Annotated in this window: 13 protein-coding genes; 2 read left to right on the plus strand and 11 right to left on the minus strand. The window is 75.4% G+C overall.

Features of this window, described 5'->3' with window-relative positions:
- Positions 1–46: 46 nt before the first annotated feature.
- The gene (locus RVR_RS04460) at positions 47–373 is read right to left on the minus strand and encodes a hypothetical protein (protein WP_202232591.1); all 327 of its coding nucleotides are present in this window, start codon (positions 371–373) and stop codon (positions 47–49) included.
- A 428-nt stretch (positions 374–801) separates the two neighbouring features.
- Here RVR_RS04460 and RVR_RS04465 point away from each other — a divergent pair, with 428 nt between their 5' ends.
- On the plus strand, positions 802–3585 hold the full coding sequence (locus RVR_RS04465) for a LuxR C-terminal-related transcriptional regulator (protein ID WP_202232592.1): 2784 nt from the start codon (positions 802–804) through the stop codon (positions 3583–3585).
- Between the two features lie 123 nt (positions 3586–3708).
- On the opposite strand, the gene RVR_RS04470 is transcribed toward RVR_RS04465, so the two are convergent.
- Together RVR_RS04470 and RVR_RS04475 are read right to left on the minus strand one after the other, a co-directional pair.
- Entirely contained in the window at positions 3709–6831 is a 3123-nt protein-coding gene (locus RVR_RS04470) for a S53 family peptidase (protein ID WP_202232593.1), read from the minus strand.
- A 475-nt stretch (positions 6832–7306) separates the two neighbouring features.
- A complete protein-coding gene (locus RVR_RS04475; RefSeq protein WP_202232594.1) occupies positions 7307–8020 on the minus strand; it encodes a TetR/AcrR family transcriptional regulator in 714 nt (237 codons plus the stop codon).
- Between the two features lie 114 nt (positions 8021–8134).
- Between RVR_RS04475 and RVR_RS04480 the strand changes: the two genes are divergently transcribed.
- Positions 8135–9475, plus strand: coding sequence for a cytochrome P450 (locus RVR_RS04480; RefSeq protein ID WP_202232595.1), 1341 nt, complete (start codon positions 8135–8137; stop codon positions 9473–9475).
- 15 nt (positions 9476–9490) lie between these two features.
- On the opposite strand, the gene RVR_RS04485 is transcribed toward RVR_RS04480, so the two are convergent.
- The 8 genes from RVR_RS04485 to RVR_RS04520 form a co-directional block, all read right to left on the minus strand.
- Positions 9491–9901: an SHOCT domain-containing protein gene (locus RVR_RS04485; RefSeq protein ID WP_202232596.1), complete on the minus strand. Its 411-nt coding sequence runs from the start codon at positions 9899–9901 to the stop codon at positions 9491–9493.
- A 104-nt stretch (positions 9902–10005) separates the two neighbouring features.
- Entirely contained in the window at positions 10006–10326 is a 321-nt protein-coding gene (locus RVR_RS04490) for a carboxymuconolactone decarboxylase family protein (RefSeq protein WP_202232597.1), read from the minus strand.
- Positions 10327–10580: 254 nt separating this feature from the next.
- Positions 10581–11555 carry an aldo/keto reductase gene (locus RVR_RS04495; protein ID WP_202232598.1) on the minus strand — a complete coding sequence of 325 codons (975 nt, stop codon included), beginning with the start codon at positions 11553–11555 and terminating at the stop codon, positions 10581–10583.
- A gap of 197 nt (positions 11556–11752) precedes the next feature.
- Complete coding sequence (locus RVR_RS04500) at positions 11753–13621, minus strand: IclR family transcriptional regulator domain-containing protein (protein ID WP_202232599.1); 1869 nt, start codon at positions 13619–13621, stop codon at positions 11753–11755.
- Positions 13622–13847: 226 nt separating this feature from the next.
- Entirely contained in the window at positions 13848–14492 is a 645-nt protein-coding gene (locus tag RVR_RS04505; protein ID WP_202232600.1) for a dihydrofolate reductase family protein, read from the minus strand.
- Positions 14493–14660: 168 nt separating this feature from the next.
- Positions 14661–16169 carry an oxygenase MpaB family protein gene (locus tag RVR_RS04510; RefSeq protein WP_202238379.1) on the minus strand — a complete coding sequence of 503 codons (1509 nt, stop codon included), beginning with the start codon at positions 16167–16169 and terminating at the stop codon, positions 14661–14663.
- 173 nt (positions 16170–16342) lie between these two features.
- Entirely contained in the window at positions 16343–17116 is a 774-nt protein-coding gene (gene uppS / locus RVR_RS04515) for a polyprenyl diphosphate synthase (protein ID WP_272933133.1), read from the minus strand.
- Between the two features lie 298 nt (positions 17117–17414).
- Positions 17415–18143, minus strand: a complete 729-nt coding sequence (locus RVR_RS04520; RefSeq protein WP_237405232.1) for an ABC transporter ATP-binding protein — start codon at positions 18141–18143, stop codon at positions 17415–17417.
- Between the last annotated feature and the right edge of the window lie 1358 nt (positions 18144–19501).

Below are 19501 nucleotides of genomic sequence, written 5' to 3' on the forward strand. Positions count from 1 at the left end.
GGTTCGCCCTGCCCGCCGGCGGCGAATCACCGGCGGGGCCGGAGGATCACGACACGGGCAGGGTGGGCTGCGAGCCGCAGCAGGTGCCGGACCCGACGGTGCTCGCGGTGCAGCCGGGACAGGAGAACGAGCTGGCCGAGCCGCAGGTGCTCAGGCCGCCGACGGCCCCCAGCAGCCCGAGGGACTCGTCGCTGATCTCCTCGACCGGAGCGGGCGGCACCGGCAGTGCCTCCTGCGCGCTGATCCCGTACTCGGCGAGCACCGCGACCGGCTCGTCCCGGTAGCGCGTCGCGAGTTCCTCGTCGCTCCAGAGCTGTGCCACGAGAGCACCGAAACTGCGTCTTTCCTCGGCGGTCAGCTGGATGTCGGACATCGACACGTCCAATCTCGGATCGGGGTCCCGGGCCACACGGCCCGGGGACCAGGCAGGTGGCTTCCACCGATCGGGGCCCGACGGCCCCGTACCGTGCGGAACGCGAAGCGGAATCCCCGTATCCGGGTCCGCCGAGACGGAAATGTGGCACAGCGCGTCCCTGCCCGACATCGGGGAAACCCCTACGCGCGACCCCAACACCGCTTCCGGCGTGCGGGGTTGGCCCTCCTTCTCGGCACGGCAGCGGCCGTCGTCCCCCCGAAAGGGGGTGCGGGAACGGCGCGCGTGTGACGGACGGGAGGCAGGTGACGGAATGGAGTCAGGTGGGGACAGGACCTGTCCGGCGACCCGCGACAGCCGCCCTGACCGTGGGTAAGGTGCCGTGTGTCCGCCAGGGGAAGGCGGAGACCGGCAGGGGGAACGAAGACTTGACCAGTCCGCCGCGGATATCACCGGAGCACGCGTCCGTCGGCACCCGGCAGATCGTCGGCAGACACGCGCACCTGGACCGGCTGCGCGCCGCACTCGACGAGCCGGGCCCACGCGGAACACTGCTCGAACTGCCGGGGGAGCCGGCTTCCGGGAAGACCAGACTGCTGGCCGCCTTCCGGGAGGAGGCGAAGGCGCGGGAGGTGCCGGTGTGGACGGCCTCGGGCGCCCTGCACGGCGCCCGCCCGGGCGGTGGACGGCCGCGCGCGGGCGCCGCCCCGCCTGTCCGGCACCCCGCCGGCGCACCGGACGGCCGGGGCGGCGCGGGTGCGGACCTGCGGGCCGCCTTCGCCGCGGCGACGGGCCCCGGCGGCACCGGCCTGTTACTGCTCGACGACCTGCACGCCGCCGACCGGCGCTCGGCGCAGACGCTCGCCGCGCTCCTGCGGGACCCGGTGCCCGGACTGGTCGTCGCCGCCGCGTACCGTCCGCGCCAGTGCCCGCCCTGGGTGCGGTCGGCGCTGGAGGGCGGGGCCACCGCCTCGTGGCGGCTGCCGGTCGGTCCGCTCTCGCGCGCCGACGCGGCGCTGATGGCGCCGGGCCACCCCGCCGCCTCCGTCGACCGGGCGCACGCCCTCTCCCAGGGGCTGCCCGGGTACGCGGCGGCCCTGCTCCGCGAGGCGGAGGGCGCCCCGGCCCCGGACTTCCAGGAGGAGCCGGTGCCCCTCCAGGTCCCGGGCCTGGACGCGGAACTCGCGGCGCTCGGCGAGGACGAGCGGCAGGTGCTGGACATCGCCGCGGTGCTGGGGGAACCGGTCGATCCCGGTCTGCTCGTGGCCGTCGCCGCCAGGAGTCCGGCGCACTGCGCCCATGTCGTGGACCGGCTGGCGGCGCTGGATCTGCTGCGGCCCTACCCCGACCCGCCCCACGCGTGGGGGTTCCGCCATCCGCTGGTGCGCGCCGCCTGCTACCACCGGGTGCTCCCCGGGCAGCGGTGGCTGCTGCACACCCGGGCCGCCGCGGTGCTGCGGCGCCGGGCCGCGCCGCTCACCGAGATCGCCGAGCACGTGGCGCGCGGCGACTGCGGCTCGGACCCGCACGCCGCCGCCGACCTCGCCGCGGCCGCCCACGACGTGCTCCCCACCCGCCCGGACCGGGCCGCGCGCTGGCTGCGGACCGCGCTCCGGCTGACCAGGGACCCCGCGGGCCGGGCGGGCATCACCCTGGCCCTCGCCGAGGCCGAGATGGCCTCGGGGCGGCCCTGGGTGAGCCGCACCCTCCTGACGGACATGTGCGCGGCCCAGGGGGACCAGCACCAGCTCACGCTGGCGAGGCTGGCGCACTCCCGGGCCGAACTGATGATGGGACGGCCCCGCGAGGGGTACGTGCCGCTGCGCCGGGAACTGCCCCGCGCCGAACGCGTGGGCGGGGCGCTGGGGGTGCGGGTCGCCGCGGAGGCGGCCGTCTGCGCGGTGCTGGACGGCAACCGCGACGCGGTCCGGCACCTCGAACTGGCGTCCCGCCTGCTGCCCAGCGCGCCCGCGGCCGCGTTCGACACGCGGCTGGCCGTCATCGAGGCGTTCACGGCCGCCTACGTCGGCGGCATCCCCGCGGTCGGCGGGCGGCTCGCCTCGGCGGCCGCCGTGATCGACGAGCGCTCCGACGACGAGTGCGCCGCCGACCTCGGCACGCTGACCCTGCTGGCCTGGGCGGAGACCATGCTGGAGCGCGACGGCGAGGCGCTGCGGCACTTCGCCCGCGGGCTGCGGGTGACCGACCGGGGCGGTCCCCGGGCACTGACGCCCTACCTGCTGGCGGGGCAGGCCCACGCGGCGGCCCGGCAGGGCCGCGTCGAGGCGGCCCTGGCCGCGGCGGCGGAGGCCCGCGGCGCCGCCCGCCGGATGGGCAACGCACCGCTGGCGGAGTTCGCCGACGTCACGCACGCGGCCTCGGTCGCGCGCCGCGACGGCTCCACCGCCGCCACGCCCACCCCCGTGGCGGGCGCCGGCGGGTCGCCCCCCGACGCGGGGAGCTGGTTCGCCGCGATGACCGCGCGGACGGCGGTGCGCCTGCGGTGGGAGCGGGGCGATCCCGCCGTGACCACGGAGCTGCTGCTGCGGGCCTGCGGCGGCGCGGAGTTGCCGCGCGTCGAGGCGTGCGGAGCCGCGTACTGGGCGGGCGTGCTCATGGACCTGGCGCTGGCCCGGGGGGACACCGTCCAGGCCGCCGGGTGGGCGCGGACGGCCGAGGAGCGGGCCGAGCAGTCCGGGCTGGACGGGCAGCGCGGCCACGCGCTGGCGTCGCGCGCCCGGCTGGAGGCCCACAGGGAACGGCCGACGACGGCGGCGGCGCTCGCGGCCGGGGCGGCGGAGCGTTTCGCCGCCCTGGGCTTCCTCCATGACGAGGCGTCGGCTCGGCTGGTCCGCGCCCGCGCCCTGGGAGACCTGCGGGAGTGGCGTGAGGCGGAGGTCGAGATGGCGCAGGTGCGGGTGATCGCCCAGGCGACCGGTTCGCGCGCGCTGTTGGGGGTCGTCGTCACGGAGCAGCGCCGGGTCGGCGCCTGCGCCGGCCGGCAGTCCGCGCCCGCCTCGCCCGGCCATCTGGGACTGACCCGCCGCGAGTGGGACATCGCCCGCCGGGTGGCGGCGGGCGCCAGCAACGCCGAGGTGGCCGCGACGCTCTACGTCTCGGTCAAGACCGTGGAGTCCCACCTGACGAGGATCTTCCGCAAGTTGGGCATGACCTCCCGCAACGGCCTGGCGGCGGCCCTCACCGTCGCCTGACGGCGGGAGGCCCCCGTCGGCCGCGTCCTGGGGGCACAGCAGGAGCGGCGGCCGATCGAGGCCGCCGGGACGACGGACACGCCCCCAGGCGCTCGGCACCTGGGGGCGTGATCGCGGCGGAGGTCAGGCGTAGTAGCCGAACAGGTCGGCGACGACGTCCACGGAGCCGGCGCTCGCGTGGAAGTCGATCTTCCCGTCGACCACCGGGACGGTCACGAGGTTCGCGATCGTCTGCCCGGCCGACCAGTTGAGGTTGGACGAGGTCGGTCGCGCCTGGCCGTCGGGCCACACGGTGAGCACACCGCCGGTGGTGCCGTTCACCACCGTCACGTTGAGGACGACGGCCTTGGCCCCGGCCAGCGCGCCGCCGTCGGCGAGGCTGAGCGCGAGCGAACCGGTGGAGCTGAGCTTGCCGATGCTGGGGGCGCCGGTCCCGGTGCGGGTGTCCAGCAGCCGGACCGGGGCGGCCGGGTGGAACAGCGCGCCGCCGGCGTCGGCCCGGTAGTAGCCGAACACGTCGGCCACGAAGTGGGTCGTGCCCGAACTGGCGTTGTACAGGTCCACGGTGCCGTCCGCGCCGACCGGCACGATCACCAGGTTCGGCACCGACTTGCCCGCGATCCAGTTGAGGTTCGAGGAGTCGGGCCGGGTGGTGCCGCCCGGGTAGGCGATCAGGTGCCCGGCCGCCTGCTCGCCGGTGGCCGTCACGTTGAGCACCACCGCCGTGGCCCCCGACGCGGGCACGCCGCCCGCTCCGGCGACCTTGAGCGCCACGGTGCCGTTCGCCTTGACCGGGGTCGTGGTGGTGACGCCGATCTTCGACCGGGTGTCCAGCACCCGGGCCGGACCGACGGGGTAGTACGTCGCGCCGGACGGGTCGGTGGAGAAGTACCCGAAGGCGTCGGCCACGAAGTGCACGGTGCCCGAACTGGCGTTGACCAGGTCGATCCTGCCGTCGTCGCCGACCGGCACGATCACCAGGTTCGGGATGTTGCGCCCGGGCGTCCAGTTGAGGTTGGACGAGGTGGGCTCGGTGCCGCCGTCGGGGTAGGCGATCAGGTGGCCGCCGGTGGTCTCCGCGGTGGCGGTGACGTTGAGCACGACGGAGGTCACGCCGAAGGACGGGACCGCGCCGCCGGCGCTGCCGGCGACCTGGAGGACCACCTTGCCGCCCGGAGCGACCGGAGTGGTGGTGGCCACGCCGATCGCGGCGCGGGTGTCCAGCACCCGGGCCGGGTTGACCGGGGTGAAGGTGCCTCCGACGGTGGTGGAGGTGGCCTTGCACAGCGCGGCGATCGCGGTGCGCGCGTTCTGCGGCGTGCCCAGGCCGGTGGTCAGGTCGTAACCGGTGCCGGCGGTGTAGAGGCCGGCGGGCAGGACGTTCTGGCCGGGGACGATGTTGTTGCCGTCGACGACGTCGTGGAAGGCGCTCGACGGGAGCCGGTAGAGCGCGGTGTTGGCGAAGCCGATCGGCCCGTCGGCGGCGCAGCCGAGGTCGAGGTCGGCCTGCGCGGCGAGGGCCGCCCAGGTCGGGGAGGCGCCGCTGGTGCCGCCGATGACGTACCAGCCCGCGTCCACCTGGTTCTTGGAGGCTTCGCCCCACTCGACGAGGTAGCCGTGGTCCGGGTCGGCCAGCGCGGCCACGTCCGGAACCTGCCGGCAGTCCTGGTCCGTGCCGGCGGAGCAGGCGTCGAAGTACCCGGGTCCCCGTCGGCCGGACTGGTAGCCGCTGGCGGAGTCCATCTGGAAGTACGACGAGACGCCGCCGCCGGTGGCGCCGCCCTCGCTGTTCCAGACCCGCTGGGTGGCGTTGGAGCCGGTCATGGTCGTGCCGCCGACGCCCAGCACGTAGGGCTGCCCGGCCGGGTCGTCCACGGCGACCCTGCCGCCGTTCGGGTCGTCGTTGGTGCCGTCGCCGTTCACGTCGTACCAGCAGTCACCGGAGCCGTCGTCGCCGGAGGCGGCCGTCACGGTCTGGCCCTGGGCAGCGGCCTCGGCGAAGATCTGGTTCTCGGCGTCGAGGTACGCCCGGCTCTGGTCGGCGGTGCAGGCACCCCAACTGGTCGATATGACCTTGACCTTGTTGTCGGTGACCATCTTCTGGTACACGTCCAGCACGTTCTGGTCGCTCGCGCCCGCCGCGTCGGGGCCCTCGTAGACGACCAGGGACGCCTGCGGGACCAGCCCGATCAGGTCCTCGATGTCCAGCGCCGACTCCATGCCCACCGCGGAGCCGTACGCGTCGGTCGTGTCGGCCGGCGCCGTCGGGCCGCCGTCGACCTTGACCGCGCTGACGGAGACCTTCGTGCCGTAGCAGGACTGGTAGGCGGCGATGTCCTGCGGGCCGTAGTTCTCCAGCTCGAAGATCCCGACGGACACGCCGGTGCCGACGTCCGGCTGGTCGGCCATGCCGTAGGCGGTGGCCAGCGAGCGGGCGCTCCAGTAGTCCTGGGTGTCGGTGTAACCGGCCGCCGACAGGCCCGACTTGGTGGCCGTGCACAGGCTCGGGGTGGTGCCGGTCACGCGCGGGGTGACGGCCTGGGCGCCGGCCGTGGAAGCACCGGCCGTGGAGGCGGCGGCCTTCCGCACGTGTGACGACAGGTGCGGGCTGAGGTGCGCGAGCGTGTCCAGGCCGGTGACGCCGGTCACGGCGGGCGCGGCGTCGGCGGGCAGCGCGGGCGCGGAGGTGTTGAGGATGCCGCGCCGGCCGTCGGGGGCGCGGAAGCCGGTGAAACCGGTGTGCAGCGCCTTGGCCGCGGTGGCGAGGGTGGTGTGCACGGGCAGCGTGGTGCCGTCGGCCGACAGCGTGCCCACGGTCAGGCCCTGCGCCGTCAGGGCCGCCCGGACCCGGTTGACGGTCGCGGCGCTCGGCCCGAACTCCGTCTTGTACTGACCGGTCTTCAGGTAGTGGTGGTACAGCGGCGAGCCGGGCGTCGACACGTCCGCGATGAACGTCCGCAGCGCGGCCGGGTCGCGCGGTGCCAGTTCGACGCCCAGGTCGATCGGCGTGCCGCCGTCGGGCGCCGACGTCCGCACCGCGCCGTGCGGCAGGGCCGGCGCGGTGCCGATCCGCTGCGGCGCGACGGCCGTTCCCCCGCTCCCGCCGTCCGCGACGGCGGCCGGCGCGCCCGCCGCCACCACGGCCAGGGCCGCCACGGCCACCACCGGGCCGAGCACCCCCCGGCGCCTACTCCCCTGCCGTGCGCGGTCGGCCTCCCGGCCGGTCGCACGCGTGCCTGTCCCCATGTGCGGTTCTCCTTCGTGTGCGCCGCGGCCGGCCGCGCGGGCGCGCTGGTGCCTCGCATACGGGAGCGCCGCGCGTCACCGCGGACGCCCGGCGCCGTGTGGAACGGTTCCCCCCGGTCGCCGCCCGGCGCGGACCGCACTGGCCCGGGTCGGGAAGCGAATTCCCCCCTGCGAGACGGCGTCGCGACGTCGCGGGAGGTATTCGTCCGCGCGTGCGAGAGCCGGCGTTGCTTTGTACCAGCTATGCGGCGGAGCCCGCGCGTCCGGGTGCGGGTGTTTTACCCGCTCTTGGCATTCGGGCGGGTCCCGGCCGGCCCACCGCCCCATGCCCGGCGGCCACTTGGCGTCCGGCCGCCCGGCCTGCGGGGTCTCACGGGCCCGGGCTCCGAGGGCGCCCGGGCTCCGAGGACTCCCGGCCTCCGCGGCGTCGTACCTCCCCGGTCCGCCCGGTCCCCGGCGGGGCCGGCGGTCCCCGCTACCGGCCCGCGTCCCCGGAGGCGGCCTTGACGGACGCGACGCGGCGGACGACGACGTCGATCGCGGCGTCGATGGCGTACGCGTACCCCTCCTCCCGGTCGAAGCGCGCCAGTTCGGCGGCGGCCTCGGCCACATGGGGCAGGCCGGAGCGCACCAGCAGCCCGCGCCGCTGGGAGAGCCCCCGCGCCTCCACGACCCCGTACGTCGGTCCGGCCTGGACCTCGCGGAGCAGGGTGCCGATGAGCGCCGCCACCATCAGGCGGAGCAGGCGCACGGCCTCGCCGACCGGGCACCCGGCGCCGCGCAGCACCGTGAGCAGCGCCTCGGCGGGGGCGAGGGCGGCGAGCGAGGAGATCTGGCGCGTCATCACGAGCGTCGCCGCCTCGGGGTGCAGGAGCGCCCGCGCGCGGAAGGCGTCGGCGACCGCGCGCAGGTCGGTGGCGAAGTCCCCGGTCAGATCGGGCAGCGCGATGCCGTCCAGCAGGTGTTCCGCGACGGCGTCGAGCAGGCCGTCCTTGCCGTCCACGTGGTTGTAGAGGCTCTTCGCGTCGACGCCGAGCGTGCGGGCGACCGACCGCATCGAGACCGCGGCGATCCCGTCCGCGTCGATGACCTTCAAGGTGGCCCCGACGATCACGTCCCTGGAGAGGTGGGCGGTCCCCTTCGGCGGCCGGCCGCGCCGCGTGCTGCCTGTCTCCGAGGAGTGCGTCATAGCAGCTCATTGTGCCCTCCCTTGCATAAACCCACAACGTGGGTATGGTGGGGGCCGATATTTACCCACGCTGTGGGTAATGAGGATCGTGGCTGTTGAGGATGAGGAGCGCAGATGCACTTCGCCCGGACCGCGCCGCCCGCACGCCGTACGCTCGACCGCCGGGTCAAGCAGGTGGTCCGGTGGGGCACCAGCCACGCCCTCCCGCGCACGGCGGTCGCGCTCGGGGCCCGGCGCGGCGACCTCCAGGGCCGGCTCGTCGCCCAGATGTCGAACGGGACCAGCGCCGAGCTCTTCACCCTGCTCGACGAGATCCGCGGGAAGGGCCCGGTGTTCCTCTCGAAGCTGGGCGCCGTCGTGGCCTCGCACGAGGCCGTCCGGGAGACGCTGGCCAACCCGGACGTGGAGGCCGGCCGGTTCGTCCCGCCGGACAGCGTGCTCGCCAGGATCGGCGCCTGGTCCGAGATCGACGTCCTGCACCCCGTCCGCCCGCCGTCGCTGCTGGCGGTCGAGCCGCCGCAGCACACCCGGTACCGCAAGCTCGTCACCAAGGTGTTCTCGGCGCGCGCGGTGGCGCAGCTCAAGGACCGCACCCAGCAGATCGCCGACGAACTCGTCGCGGCGATACCCGCCGGCGAACCCGGCGACCTGATAGCGAGCTACTGCGCCCTGCTGCCCGTCACGGTGATCTGCGAGATCCTCGGCGTGCCGCCCGGCGAACGGCACCGCGTCCTGGAACTCGGCGAGGCGGCCGCGCCCAGCCTCGACCTGGGACTGCCCTGGCGGGAGTTCCGCCGGGTCGAGAGCGCGCTGGCCACGTTCGACCGGTGGCTGACCGGGCACCTGGACCGGCTGCGCGCCCAGCCCGGTGACGACCTGCTCAGCCAGCTCGTCACCGCCCAGGAGGACGGCGCGGGCCTCACCGACCAGGAGGTGAAGTCCACCGCGGGGCTGGTCCTCGCGGCCGGCTTCGAGACCACCGTGAACCTGCTCGGCAACGGCATCGCCCTGCTCGCGGCCGACCCCGCACAGCGCGCCCTCCTGCGCGAGCGGCCGGACCTGTGGGACAACGCCGTCAACGAGATCCTGCGCTACGACCCGCCCGTCCTGCTCACCGGCCGCATGACGGTGCGCCGGACCACCATCGCCGGCGCCGGGGTGCCGGCCGGACGGCTGGTCAGCGTGGCGCTGGCCGGGGCCAACCGCGACCCCGACGTCTTCCCGCGTCCGCACGTGTTCGACGTGACCCGCGACAACGCCCGCGACCACCTCTCGTTCGGCGCCGGACGGCACTACTGCCTCGGGGCGTCGCTCGCCCGGATGGAGGGCGCGATCGGCCTGCGCACGCTCTTCGAGCGGTTCCCCGCCGTCGAGTTGCGCCCCGGGGCCCGCCGCCGCCCGACCCGCATCCTGCGCGGCTACGGCACGCTGCCCGCCGTGGCCCGGACGCGCTGAGCCACGCGGCGCTCCTCAGTGCAGCACCTTCTCCTTCGCCTGCTGGTACTCACGGTCGGAGATGGCGCCCTTGTCGTGCATCTCGGCGAGCCGGGAGAGCTGCTCCACCTCGGGCGTGCCCGTGCCGGCCGCGCTGCGGACGTAGGAGTCGAACTCCTCCTGCCGCGCCTGCGCGTGGGCCACTTCGCGCGCGCCCATGTTCCGGCCACGGGCGACGACGTAGACGAACACACCGAGGAACGGCAGCAGGATCACGAACAGCAGCCACCCCGTCTTGCCCCCTCCCCCGAGGTCGTCGTCGCGGAAGATGTCCACGATGACCCGGAAGAGGAGCGCGAACCACAGCACGGCCATGCCCAGGAGGAACACGGTCCAGAACGCACCGAGGATCGGATAGTCGTACGCGAGAAAGACGGTCCCTGCCATGGTCTTCTCCCTTCTGCCAGGGACGGCGCGCCTGCCTCCGCGCCTCCACCGCACCGGCGTTCACCCCGAGCCGCCGCGGCGGACGCGCGAGGGGGAGCCGCGTGTCAGGACGGGCCCTCGTCCTCGGCCACCGCGATCGCGATGCCCAGGGCCTCGGTGATGTGGCCCGCGGCGGACATCACCCGCGCGGTGCCGACGACCGGGGCGATCGCCACCAGCACGTCCTGGACCTGCCGGGCGGTCAGTCCCCGCTCGACCGCGGGGCCGAGGTGGGCCGCGTAGGAGAGCGCGGGAGCGTCCATGGACGCCAGGGCCGCGATCCGGGTCAGGAGGAGCGTCCGCTCGTCCAGACCGCAGCGCTCCAGGGAGTCGACCGTCATGGCGGCGAGGGTGTCCAGCACCGGAGTCTCCGTCGGTGCGGCCATGATCGTCACCCCTTTCGACGACTTAGGGGTTTGCCTCCATGATATCGCCCGATACGTCCCTGATGTCGGGTGGCCGCGGGAGCGGCTCCGGGTCTCCGCCCGGGCCGCGGGAGAACGCTCCGGGCGTCCGCCTGGTGCCGCGGGCCCGGCCTCGCGCGCGCCGACCCGTCGGCGGCGGCCGACGGGTCGGTGCGCCGGGCGGGGCCGGGCGCTGGGTGGGTCGGGGCGCTGGGCGGGGCCGGGCCGCGGGCCGGTCAGCGCTCGATCAGACGCATCTGGGCCTCGGTGTGGGTCTCGCCGGCCGCCGGCGGGAGGTCGCTGAGCTTCGCGAGTTGCTCCCGCGTGAGCCGGACCGCGTCGGCGCCGATGTTCTCCTCGACGCGGCCCACCCGGCGGGTGCCGGGGATGGGGGCGATGTCGTCGCCCTGCGCGAGCAGCCAGGCGAGCGCGACCTGCGCCGGGGTGGCGCCGATCTCCCCGGCGACGGCGGCGACCTCGTCGGCCAGCCGCAGGTTGTGCGCGAAGTTCTCCCGCGCGAACCGGGGGTTGTCGGCGCGGAAGTCCGCCGGGTCGATCTGGTCCGCCGAGCGGATCGCGCCGGTCAGGAAGCCGCGGCCGAGCGGCGAGAACGGCACGAAGCCGATGTTCAGCTCGCGCAGCACCGGCAGCACCCGCGCCTCGGGGTCACGGGTGAACAGCGAGTACTCCGACTGGAGGGCGGTGACCGGGTGGACGGCGTGCGCGCGGCGGATGGTGTCGGGCCCCGCCTCGGACAGGCCGATGTGGCGGATCTTGCCCTCCGCGACCAGTTCGGCCAGGGTGCCGACGGTCTCCTCGATCGGGGTGCCCGGGTCGACGCGGTGCTGGTAGTACAGGTCGATACGGTCGGTGCCCAGCCGCTTCAGCGAACCCTCGACCGCGGTGCGGACACTGGCCGGGCTGCTGTCCGCGCCGTCCTTGCGCCCGGTGTGGGAGACGAGGCCGAACTTCGTCGCCAGCACCACCTCGTCCCGGCGGCCCCTGAGCGCGCGGCCGACGAGTTCCTCGTTGACGTACGGGCCGTAGACCTCGGCGGTGTCGAGGAACGTGAGGCCCAGGTCCAGGGCGCGGTGGATGGTGCGGATCGACTCCGCGTCGTCGCTCCCCGCGCCGGCGTAGGCGTGGGACATGCCCATCGCGCCCAGGCCGATCCGGGAGACGTCCAGGTCGCGCAGCTTGATGTGCTTCATCGCTCCTCGTTCCTCCTGATGATCTCCCTGGTGCCAACGGTGGCCGGCCGGGGGGAATTCCGGGTGCCGACGCGGTTCCGGGTGCCAGCGCGGTTCCGGGCGCCAGCGCGGTTCGGGGCGTCGGACCGCTGCCGCTCGCCGGACCGGTACCGGGCGTCACCGGACGGCGTGGTCCGCCGGCCGGCGCCGGGCCGGCCCTACGCGGGGAGTTCCTGGGCGACGGTGACGGCGGCGACGTCCGCCGAGATCGCCGCGGCGGCCTCGCGCAGGTACGGCAGGAAGTCCTCGCGGGCCTGCTCGGCGGAGGTGCGGCCCGCGTGCAGGGAGACGTTGACCGCCGCGAGCACCCTGCCGTCGGCGCCCCGGACGGGGACGGCGATCGAGCGCAGCCCCTCCTCCAGTTCCTGGTCCACGATCGTGTACCCGTCGGCCGCCACCTGCCGGAGGATGCCGGCGAGCCGCACGGGGTCGGTCACGGTGTGCCGGGTGGGCGCGGGCAGCGGCCCGGCGGCCGCCCACCGCTCCCACTCCGGGGGCGACAGCTCGGCGAGCAGCACCCGGCCCATGGAGGTGGCATGCGCCGGGAAGCGGGTCCCGAGGGTGATGCTGACGCTCATGATCCGGTGGGCCGCCACCCGGGCGACGTAGCGGATGTCGCGGCCGTCCAGGACCGCGAGCGACGCCGACTCGCCCACCCGCTCGACGAGTTCGACCAGGTGGGGATGGGCGAGCTCGCCCAGGGTGAGCCGGGACAGCACCGGGTAGCCGAGGTCCAGTGCCCGGGGCAGCGGCCGGAACCTGCCCGCGTCCGACGTCACGTAGCCCGCCGCCTCCAGGGTGAGCAGCGACCGGCGCGCGGTGGCCCGGGCCAGGCCGGTGCGCTGAGCGACCGCGGAGAGCGTCATCCCGTCGGCGTCCGCGCCCAGCGCGGCCAGGACGGACAGGCCGCGCGCGAGGGACTGGAGGTACTCGGGGCCGAGGTCGCGCTTGGCCGCGGCGGTACGGTCCAGGGTCGCCGCGGGGCCGGCGCCGGCGGGCTCCCCCGCAGGCTCCGCCGGGTGGGCGGCGCCGCCCGAACCGTCGCGCGCCCCCGGGCCGTCCGCGCCGCCACCGGTGCCCGGGAAGCCGTCGGACGCCGCGTCCGCCGGCGATGCGGTCGGTGCGGTCGATGCGGTCTGTGGCGTCGGTGCCGTCGTCCGCCGCGCCGGGCCGCCACCACTGCCCGACAGGGCCGCCGCCATGCGCGCGGCGACGGCCCGCATCCGGGGCAGCGCGAAGTCCCGCAGTTCCCGCGCCGAGTGCCGGCTGGTGTGGCTGACCACGCTCAGCGCGGCGACGGTGACGGTCTCCGCGCCGTCTCCCGCACGGCCCGCGGCCCTGCCCTCGCCCCGGCCCGCCGCCGTCCCCCGCGCCGGAACCGTCACGGGGACCGCGACCGCGACCAGGCCGGGCTCCAGCAACTGGTCGTCGCAGGCCCACCCGTCGCGGGCCGCCCCGGCCGCGGCCCGGCGCAGCTCCGGCTCGTCGGGCCCGCCCGCACCCGCCTGCGGGAGGGTGCGGAGGCGGACGGGCGGGCCCGCGCGCCACGCGGCGAACCGCTCGTCGTCCCATTCGGCCGCGAACAGCAGCCCGGCGGCGCAGCGTTCGGCCGGTAGGAGATCACCCACGCGGAAGCTCACCGACAGCGCTCGGCGCCGGGTGTACTGGACGACGAAGCGGGCGGCGGTCCCGTCCGGCACGGCGACCGACACCGACTCGTCGAGGTCGTCGGCGAGTTCGCGGGCCAGCGGGGCCAGCACGTCCGGGACGGCGGCGGCCCGCAGATAGGCCCCGCCGAGGGCCAGCAGCGCCGGGGCCACCACGAGGTCCGCGCCCTCCTCCCGCAGGTAGCCCAGGTGGAGCAGCGTCGTGGCGATCCGGTCGACCGGGGACCTGGCCAGCCCGGTCGCCTTCACCAGCGCGCTCGCCCGCGTCCTGCCGTCGGGGGCCCCGGCGACGTTCTCCAGGACCAGCAGCCCGCGTTCGAGCGGGCCCACCGACGCGTCGGGGTGGCCGCCGTCCGGCATGGCATTCCTCCCCCGCTCCCACGCGCGCCCGAACCGTCGTCCCCGCCCCCGCCCTGCGGGGCCGGGTGCGCGGGCCACCAGATGGTGACCCGCGCAACCTAGTTCATTGGGCGAACGGCGACAAGCGGCGGCCGATGACGGCGCGGCGCGCCGGCCCCCGGCGGGCGCACCGCAACCGCGGCGGGCGCACCGGAACCGCGGCGGGCGGACCGGAAGCGGCCCGCGCCTACTTGCGCCAGAACAGGTGGTGGGTCACCCCGCTCGGGCTGGGCACGACGTCCACGTGGAAGCGGTCGCGCAGATCGTCGGGGGAATCCCACAGCCGCAGCCCGGACCCGAAGCGCACCGGCGAGACGGTGACGTGCAGCGTGTCGACGAGGTCGGCGTCCAGGAACTCCCGGATGGTGGTCACCCCGCCACCGAGCCGGACGTCCTTGCCCTGCGCCGCCTCCCGGGCCCGCGCGAGGGCCGTGGCCGGGTCGGTGTCGATGAAGTGGAACGTGGTGTCGCCCAGGGTGAGCGACGGCCGTTGGTGGTGGGTCAGCACGAACACCGGGGTGTGGAACGGGGGTTCGTCGCCCCACCAGCCGCGCCACTCGTCGTCCCGCCAGGGCCCGCGCACGGGACCGAACTTGTTGCGCCCCATGATCTCGGCCCCGATGTTGCGGGCGTAGTCGCGGGTGAGGTAGTCGTCCAGCCCCCGGCTGCCGCCGGGGTCGGTGCGCATGGGCCAGCTCGCGGTGGCCCCCGCCCAGGCGAAGAGCCGGCCGGGATCGACGTGCCCGAACGGCCGCTCGAGCGTCTGGTCCTCGCCGGCGCCGACGCCGTCGCTGGACACGTTGAAGTTCTGGACACGCAGCAGCTGCGCCACGATCTCCTCCTGTGCGGGTAGGCAACGGTCATGAGACTGCCGGCGCCGCCGGAACTCATCGCTGCCGTCGAAAACGTGGGAGGCGGGCGGCAGGTGGAGGGCGGCGCGGAACCACGCCCCGCCCGGCCCTCCCGCCTCCGCCCCCTCGCTTCCGCTTCCCCGCTCCCGCTACGCCTGCGTGAAGAGCGGGTCGTAGGCGGTGGAGTGCGCGCGGCCGGACATGAAGGAGAGGAAGTCCTTCACGAACGCCGCGCGGGAGTACCGGGCCTCGCCGCCCGCGACGGTGCGACGGAACCCCGTGCGGAACAGCGCCCGGTACTCGTCCGCGTCGATGTACTGGTTCCCGTCCGCGTCGGTGACGTCGAAGAGCACCTCGGCGACCCGGATCAGCGCGGGACCGGCGAGGGAGGGCACCGCGGCGGCGTACTCCTCCGCGCTGATCCGCCCGTCGCCGTTGGCGTCGAGGTCCGACTGGAGTTCCTTCCACCACGCCGCGAACGCGTTGTAGAGCCTGGTCTCCTCCGGCTCGTCCAGGTCCAGGCGGTAGGACAGCTCCCGCGCCATGGCGGCGAGGTCGGGCCAGTCCAGGTAGCCGTCGCCGGTCTGGTCCAGCACCGCCGTGAAGAACTCGGCGGCGCTCCTGCCGCGTGCGTCCTGCTCACGCGCCGCGCCGCGGTCGCCCGCCGGGGCGTGCCCGCCGCCGCGCGTGCCGCCCGCGTCGGCGGCGGCGCGCTCGGCCCCGCCCCAGACGTCGTCGTGCCCGTGGCCGCGCTGCGCGGGCAGCGGCGCGACCAGCCGGAACAGGGCACCGGCCCGTTTCACCTGGCCGCGCAGCGCGTCGAGCGTCGCCGCGCGCGGGTCGTCGCTTCCCGGGGTGAGGTAGAGCAGGTCGGTGACGCTCTCGGTCCGCAGCCAGCCCTCGGGCAGGAACCGCGCGAGGCCGGCCGCCAGGTACGCGCTCTGCATGAGCGTCTGGGCTCCCGGCGTCTCCGGCAGCCCGGCCCGGCGGCGGAACGCCTCGGGCAGCGAGGCCACGGTGATCGCGCCGAGCACCGGCCCGGCGACGGTCCGGCCGGCGGCCCACACGGTGGGCAGGCCGTCCAGCAGCGGCGGCGCCGGGAGGTGGTCGAAGAGCTTGTAGAGGATGACCCGGACCGCGTCCGTGTTCTCCAGTTCCTCCTCGATCACGCGGTCGTAGTAGCGCCAGAACTCCGGCAGCGTGGGCGGGAGATGGCCGGCGCGGTCCCCCAACGCGGCCAGGTAGGCGCGGAACTCGGCGTACAGCCGCACCATCGTGGCCTGGTCCAGCGGCTGTCCGCTGAGCCGGCACATCGTCACGGAGCTCTCGAAGAGCGTCGCCACCACCCAGGCGCGCACCGACGGGTCCATGGCGTCGTACGCGCGGCTCTGCGCGTCGGTGCCGGACAGCCGGGCGTGCAGGCGGTTGAGCCGCGCGGCCTCCCGCTGCCGGGTGTGGTCGTCGGCGCCGAACATCCGCTGGAGGCTGACGAGGGTGTTGCGCAGCCGCCGCCACGGGTGCGCCACGAAGGTCGAGTTGTCGATCAGGGCCGCGCCGACCTGCGGATGGGCGGCTTCGAGCACCGTGGCCCTGATCACGGCCAGCGCCCAGCGCGGGTCGTTGAAGAACCGGTGGAACTGAGCGTCGGGCCCGAACAGCGAGCCGTCGGAGGGGAGTTCGGATCGCGGCTCGGACGGGCCCCCGGCCGGGTCCCCGGCCGGGCGGGCGCTGCCGGGATCGCCGTTGCCGGCGCGGTCGGTGCCCGCGTGGTCGGCGCCCGCGTGGTCGGCGCCGGAGCCCGTGCTCCTCGGGGCGCTGCTGCCTGCTTGCGTCACAGGTGGGTCTCTCCGTTCGGGTGCGGGGTCACGCCGCCGAAGCGGCGGTCGCGGTGCTGGTAGGCGCGGACGCACTCCAGGAAGTGCGGCGCGCGGAAGTCCGGCCAGAGCACCGGCGGGAAGACCCACTCGGCGTAGGCGACCTGCCAGAGCATGAAGTTGGAGATCCGCTGCTCGCCGGAGGTGCGGATGACGAGGTCCACGTCCGGGGTGTCGGGGAACGGCAGGTGCGCGGCGAAGTGCCGCTCGTCCACGGCGTCGGCCGGGATGGAACTGCGGATGAGCGAGCGCGCCGCCTCCACGATGTCGCGGCGTCCGCCGTGGTCGAACGCCACCGTCAGCGTCATGCCGCGGTTCGCCTCGGTCAGCGTCATCAGGTCGGCGAAGTCGCGGGCCAGCGGCGCGGGAATCCTCGGGTCCGTGACGCCGAGGAACCGGCAGCGGATGCGGCGCGCGTGCAGCAGCGCCGCGTGCTTGCGGACCACGCGGCGCACCAACTCCATCAGGAAGTCCACCTCGCTGGTCGGCCGGCGCCAGTTCTCGGTGGAGAACGCGTACAGGCTCAGCCACTTCACGCCCGCCGACCGCGCCGCCTCGATCACCTCGATCACCGGCGTCTCCGCCGCCCGGTGGCCCGACGTCCGGGGCAGGGAGCGCTGCTGGGCCCACCGGCCGTTGCCGTCCATCACGCAGGCGACGTGCCGCGGAACGTCCCTTGGTTGTACGGCGCCGGGCTCGCACGGTGGCCGCGGACCGGCCTGCGCCGGGATCGCGGCACGGATGCCGCCGTCTCGTTCGTCGACCGTCACCAGTGCTCCCCCGCTGTCGCGCAGTCCCCCGTCGCGGACCGGCCCCGAACGGGGGCCCGGCCGCGTGCGGTTCGGCTTCCAGCAGAGTGCCGCCGCCGGGGTGCGACCGCACCGCGTTACCGGGGGATTCACCCGTAGCACTCCAGCACGATTGCGCCACCGGCGGCACAGCCGACCCGCGCACCCCCGCCGGTCGCGGCGGGTCCACCGGACCCATCGGCCCCACTGGCCTCACCGGACCTGCCGGACCCACCGGCCGTCAGCCTCGCTCGTACGCGTCCACGACCTCGTCCGCGGGGCCGTCCATGAGGAGTTCGCCCTTCTCGATCCACAGCGCCCGGTCGCAGGTGTCCCGGATGGACTTGTTGTTGTGCGACACCAGGAAGACGGTGCCGGCCTCCTCGCGCAGTTCGCGGATGCGTTCCTCCGAGCGCTTCTGGAACGCCCGGTCGCCGGTGGCCAGCGCCTCGTCGATCATCAGCACGTCGTGGTTCTTCGCGGCCGCGATCGAGAACCGCAGCCGGGCCGACATCCCGGAGGAGTACGTCCGCATGGGCAGCGAGATGAAGTCGCCCTTGTCGTTGATCCCGGAGAAGTCGACGATCTGCTGGTAGCGGGCCTGGACCTCCTCCTGGCCCATGCCCATCGCCAGGCCGCCCAGGACCACGTTGGCGCCGCCGGTCAGGTCGTTCATCAGCGCGGCGTTCACGCCCAGCAGCGACGGCTGGCCCTCGGTGTAGACGCGGCCCCGCTCGGCCGGCAGCAGCCCGGCGATCGCCTTGAGCAGGGTGGACTTGCCGGAGCCGTTCGAGCCGATGATGCCGACGGCCTCGCCGCGGTACGCCACGAACGACACGCCGCGGACCGCGTGCACGACGTGGACGTTCGGCGAGCCGCGGCGCAGCACCAGGCGCGCCAGGGCCGTCGCGGCGTTGCCGCGGCCCGTGCCGGCGGTGTGGACGCGGTAGACCACGTGCAGGTCGTCCACGACGACGGTGGGGGCGGGCGGGCGGCCCGCGGCGTCCCCGCGCGGCGTCTCCCCGGACCCCTCCCCCGCCGCCAGCCGCGTCGGCGCCGCGTCCTCGATCTCGGCGCGGGCCTCCGCGGACTCGGCGCGTTCCAGTTCCTCGAGCCGTTCGATCCGCTCGACGCGCCGCGCGTCCCGCTCCGCTTCCTCGTCCGCCACGTTCCTTTCCCTCCACCGCCTCGCGTACCCCCACCCCACCCGCTTGCCCCCGAGCACGCAAATCGGCACACATGCCGCAGGCGGACACGGCGGCGGAGCCGACCCTCGTCAGCAGGGCGTGCGGCACTCGCCGCCGACGAGCCGACCGGCGCGCTGGGCACTGCGGCTCGGGCGGCCGGTGCCGGCGCTGCCCCAGGCAGGTGTCGGGTGGTCCGAGCGGCGGAATGGCCGTGGTCGCCCCCAACTCGGCCGCGGCCCGCACGCGGCGCGGGCGCCCCTCCTCACCCACGGCGAGCCGATGCACGGCCCGCCGCACCCGAACCCGGCAAGAGTCACCCGGCAGGGAGCCCAAGGCCGCGCCCGCGGACGCACCGGCAGGCAGGCACAGGTGACCGGCGCCGCAGGACGACGGCGGCGGTGTGCCGACGACCGGACCGGCGCGACCCACGGCAGAACCTCGACCGGACAGCGGACATACGGTGCCGCTGCCGGTGACCCGCAGCCGACCCTGCCGACCAACCGCTCCGGACGGCAACCGCCTCCAGCGCACGAGCCGCCGCACCCGAACCCGGCAGAAGTCACCCCGGCGGAGAACCCCAGGCCGCACCTCCGCCCGCAGACTCAGCGGCAGGCAGGGTGACCGGCACCGCTGCACGACGGCGGCGGTACGCCAGCAACCGGACCGGTGCACGCCTCCGCCGGAGGCCCGCGCGGCCCACGGCAGAACCTCGACCGGACAGCGGACATACGGTGCCGCTGCCGGTGACCCGCAGCCGACCCTGCCGACCAACCGCTCCGGACGGCAACCGCCGCCGACGCACCGGCCGCCGCACCCGAACCCGAACCCGAACCCGGCAAGAGTCACCCGGTGGAGAACCCCAGGCCGCACCTCCGCCCGCGGACGTGGCGGCAGAACACCGCGCCCCGGGTCCGCGGCATCCCGTCGTTCGCTGCGGCGTGCGGGGCCCGATCGCACGGCGGAGGATCGTCCTCGGAGCGGGCCCGCTCCGACGAGCCCGACGACGCCGGGGGCGGCCCCCACCGTCGGCGGGGAAGAGCCCGCGTGCCGGGCGCCGCCGGCCAGGCGGGACGTGCCCGGCGGGCGTGTGGGCCCCCGGGCGAAGCTCCGGGGTGTCACGCGGCAAGGCCCCTCCAGGGGG

It is taken from the genome of Streptomyces sp. SN-593 (assembly GCF_016756395.1).
GTDB classification, from domain to species: domain Bacteria; phylum Actinomycetota; class Actinomycetes; order Streptomycetales; family Streptomycetaceae; genus Actinacidiphila; species Actinacidiphila reveromycinica.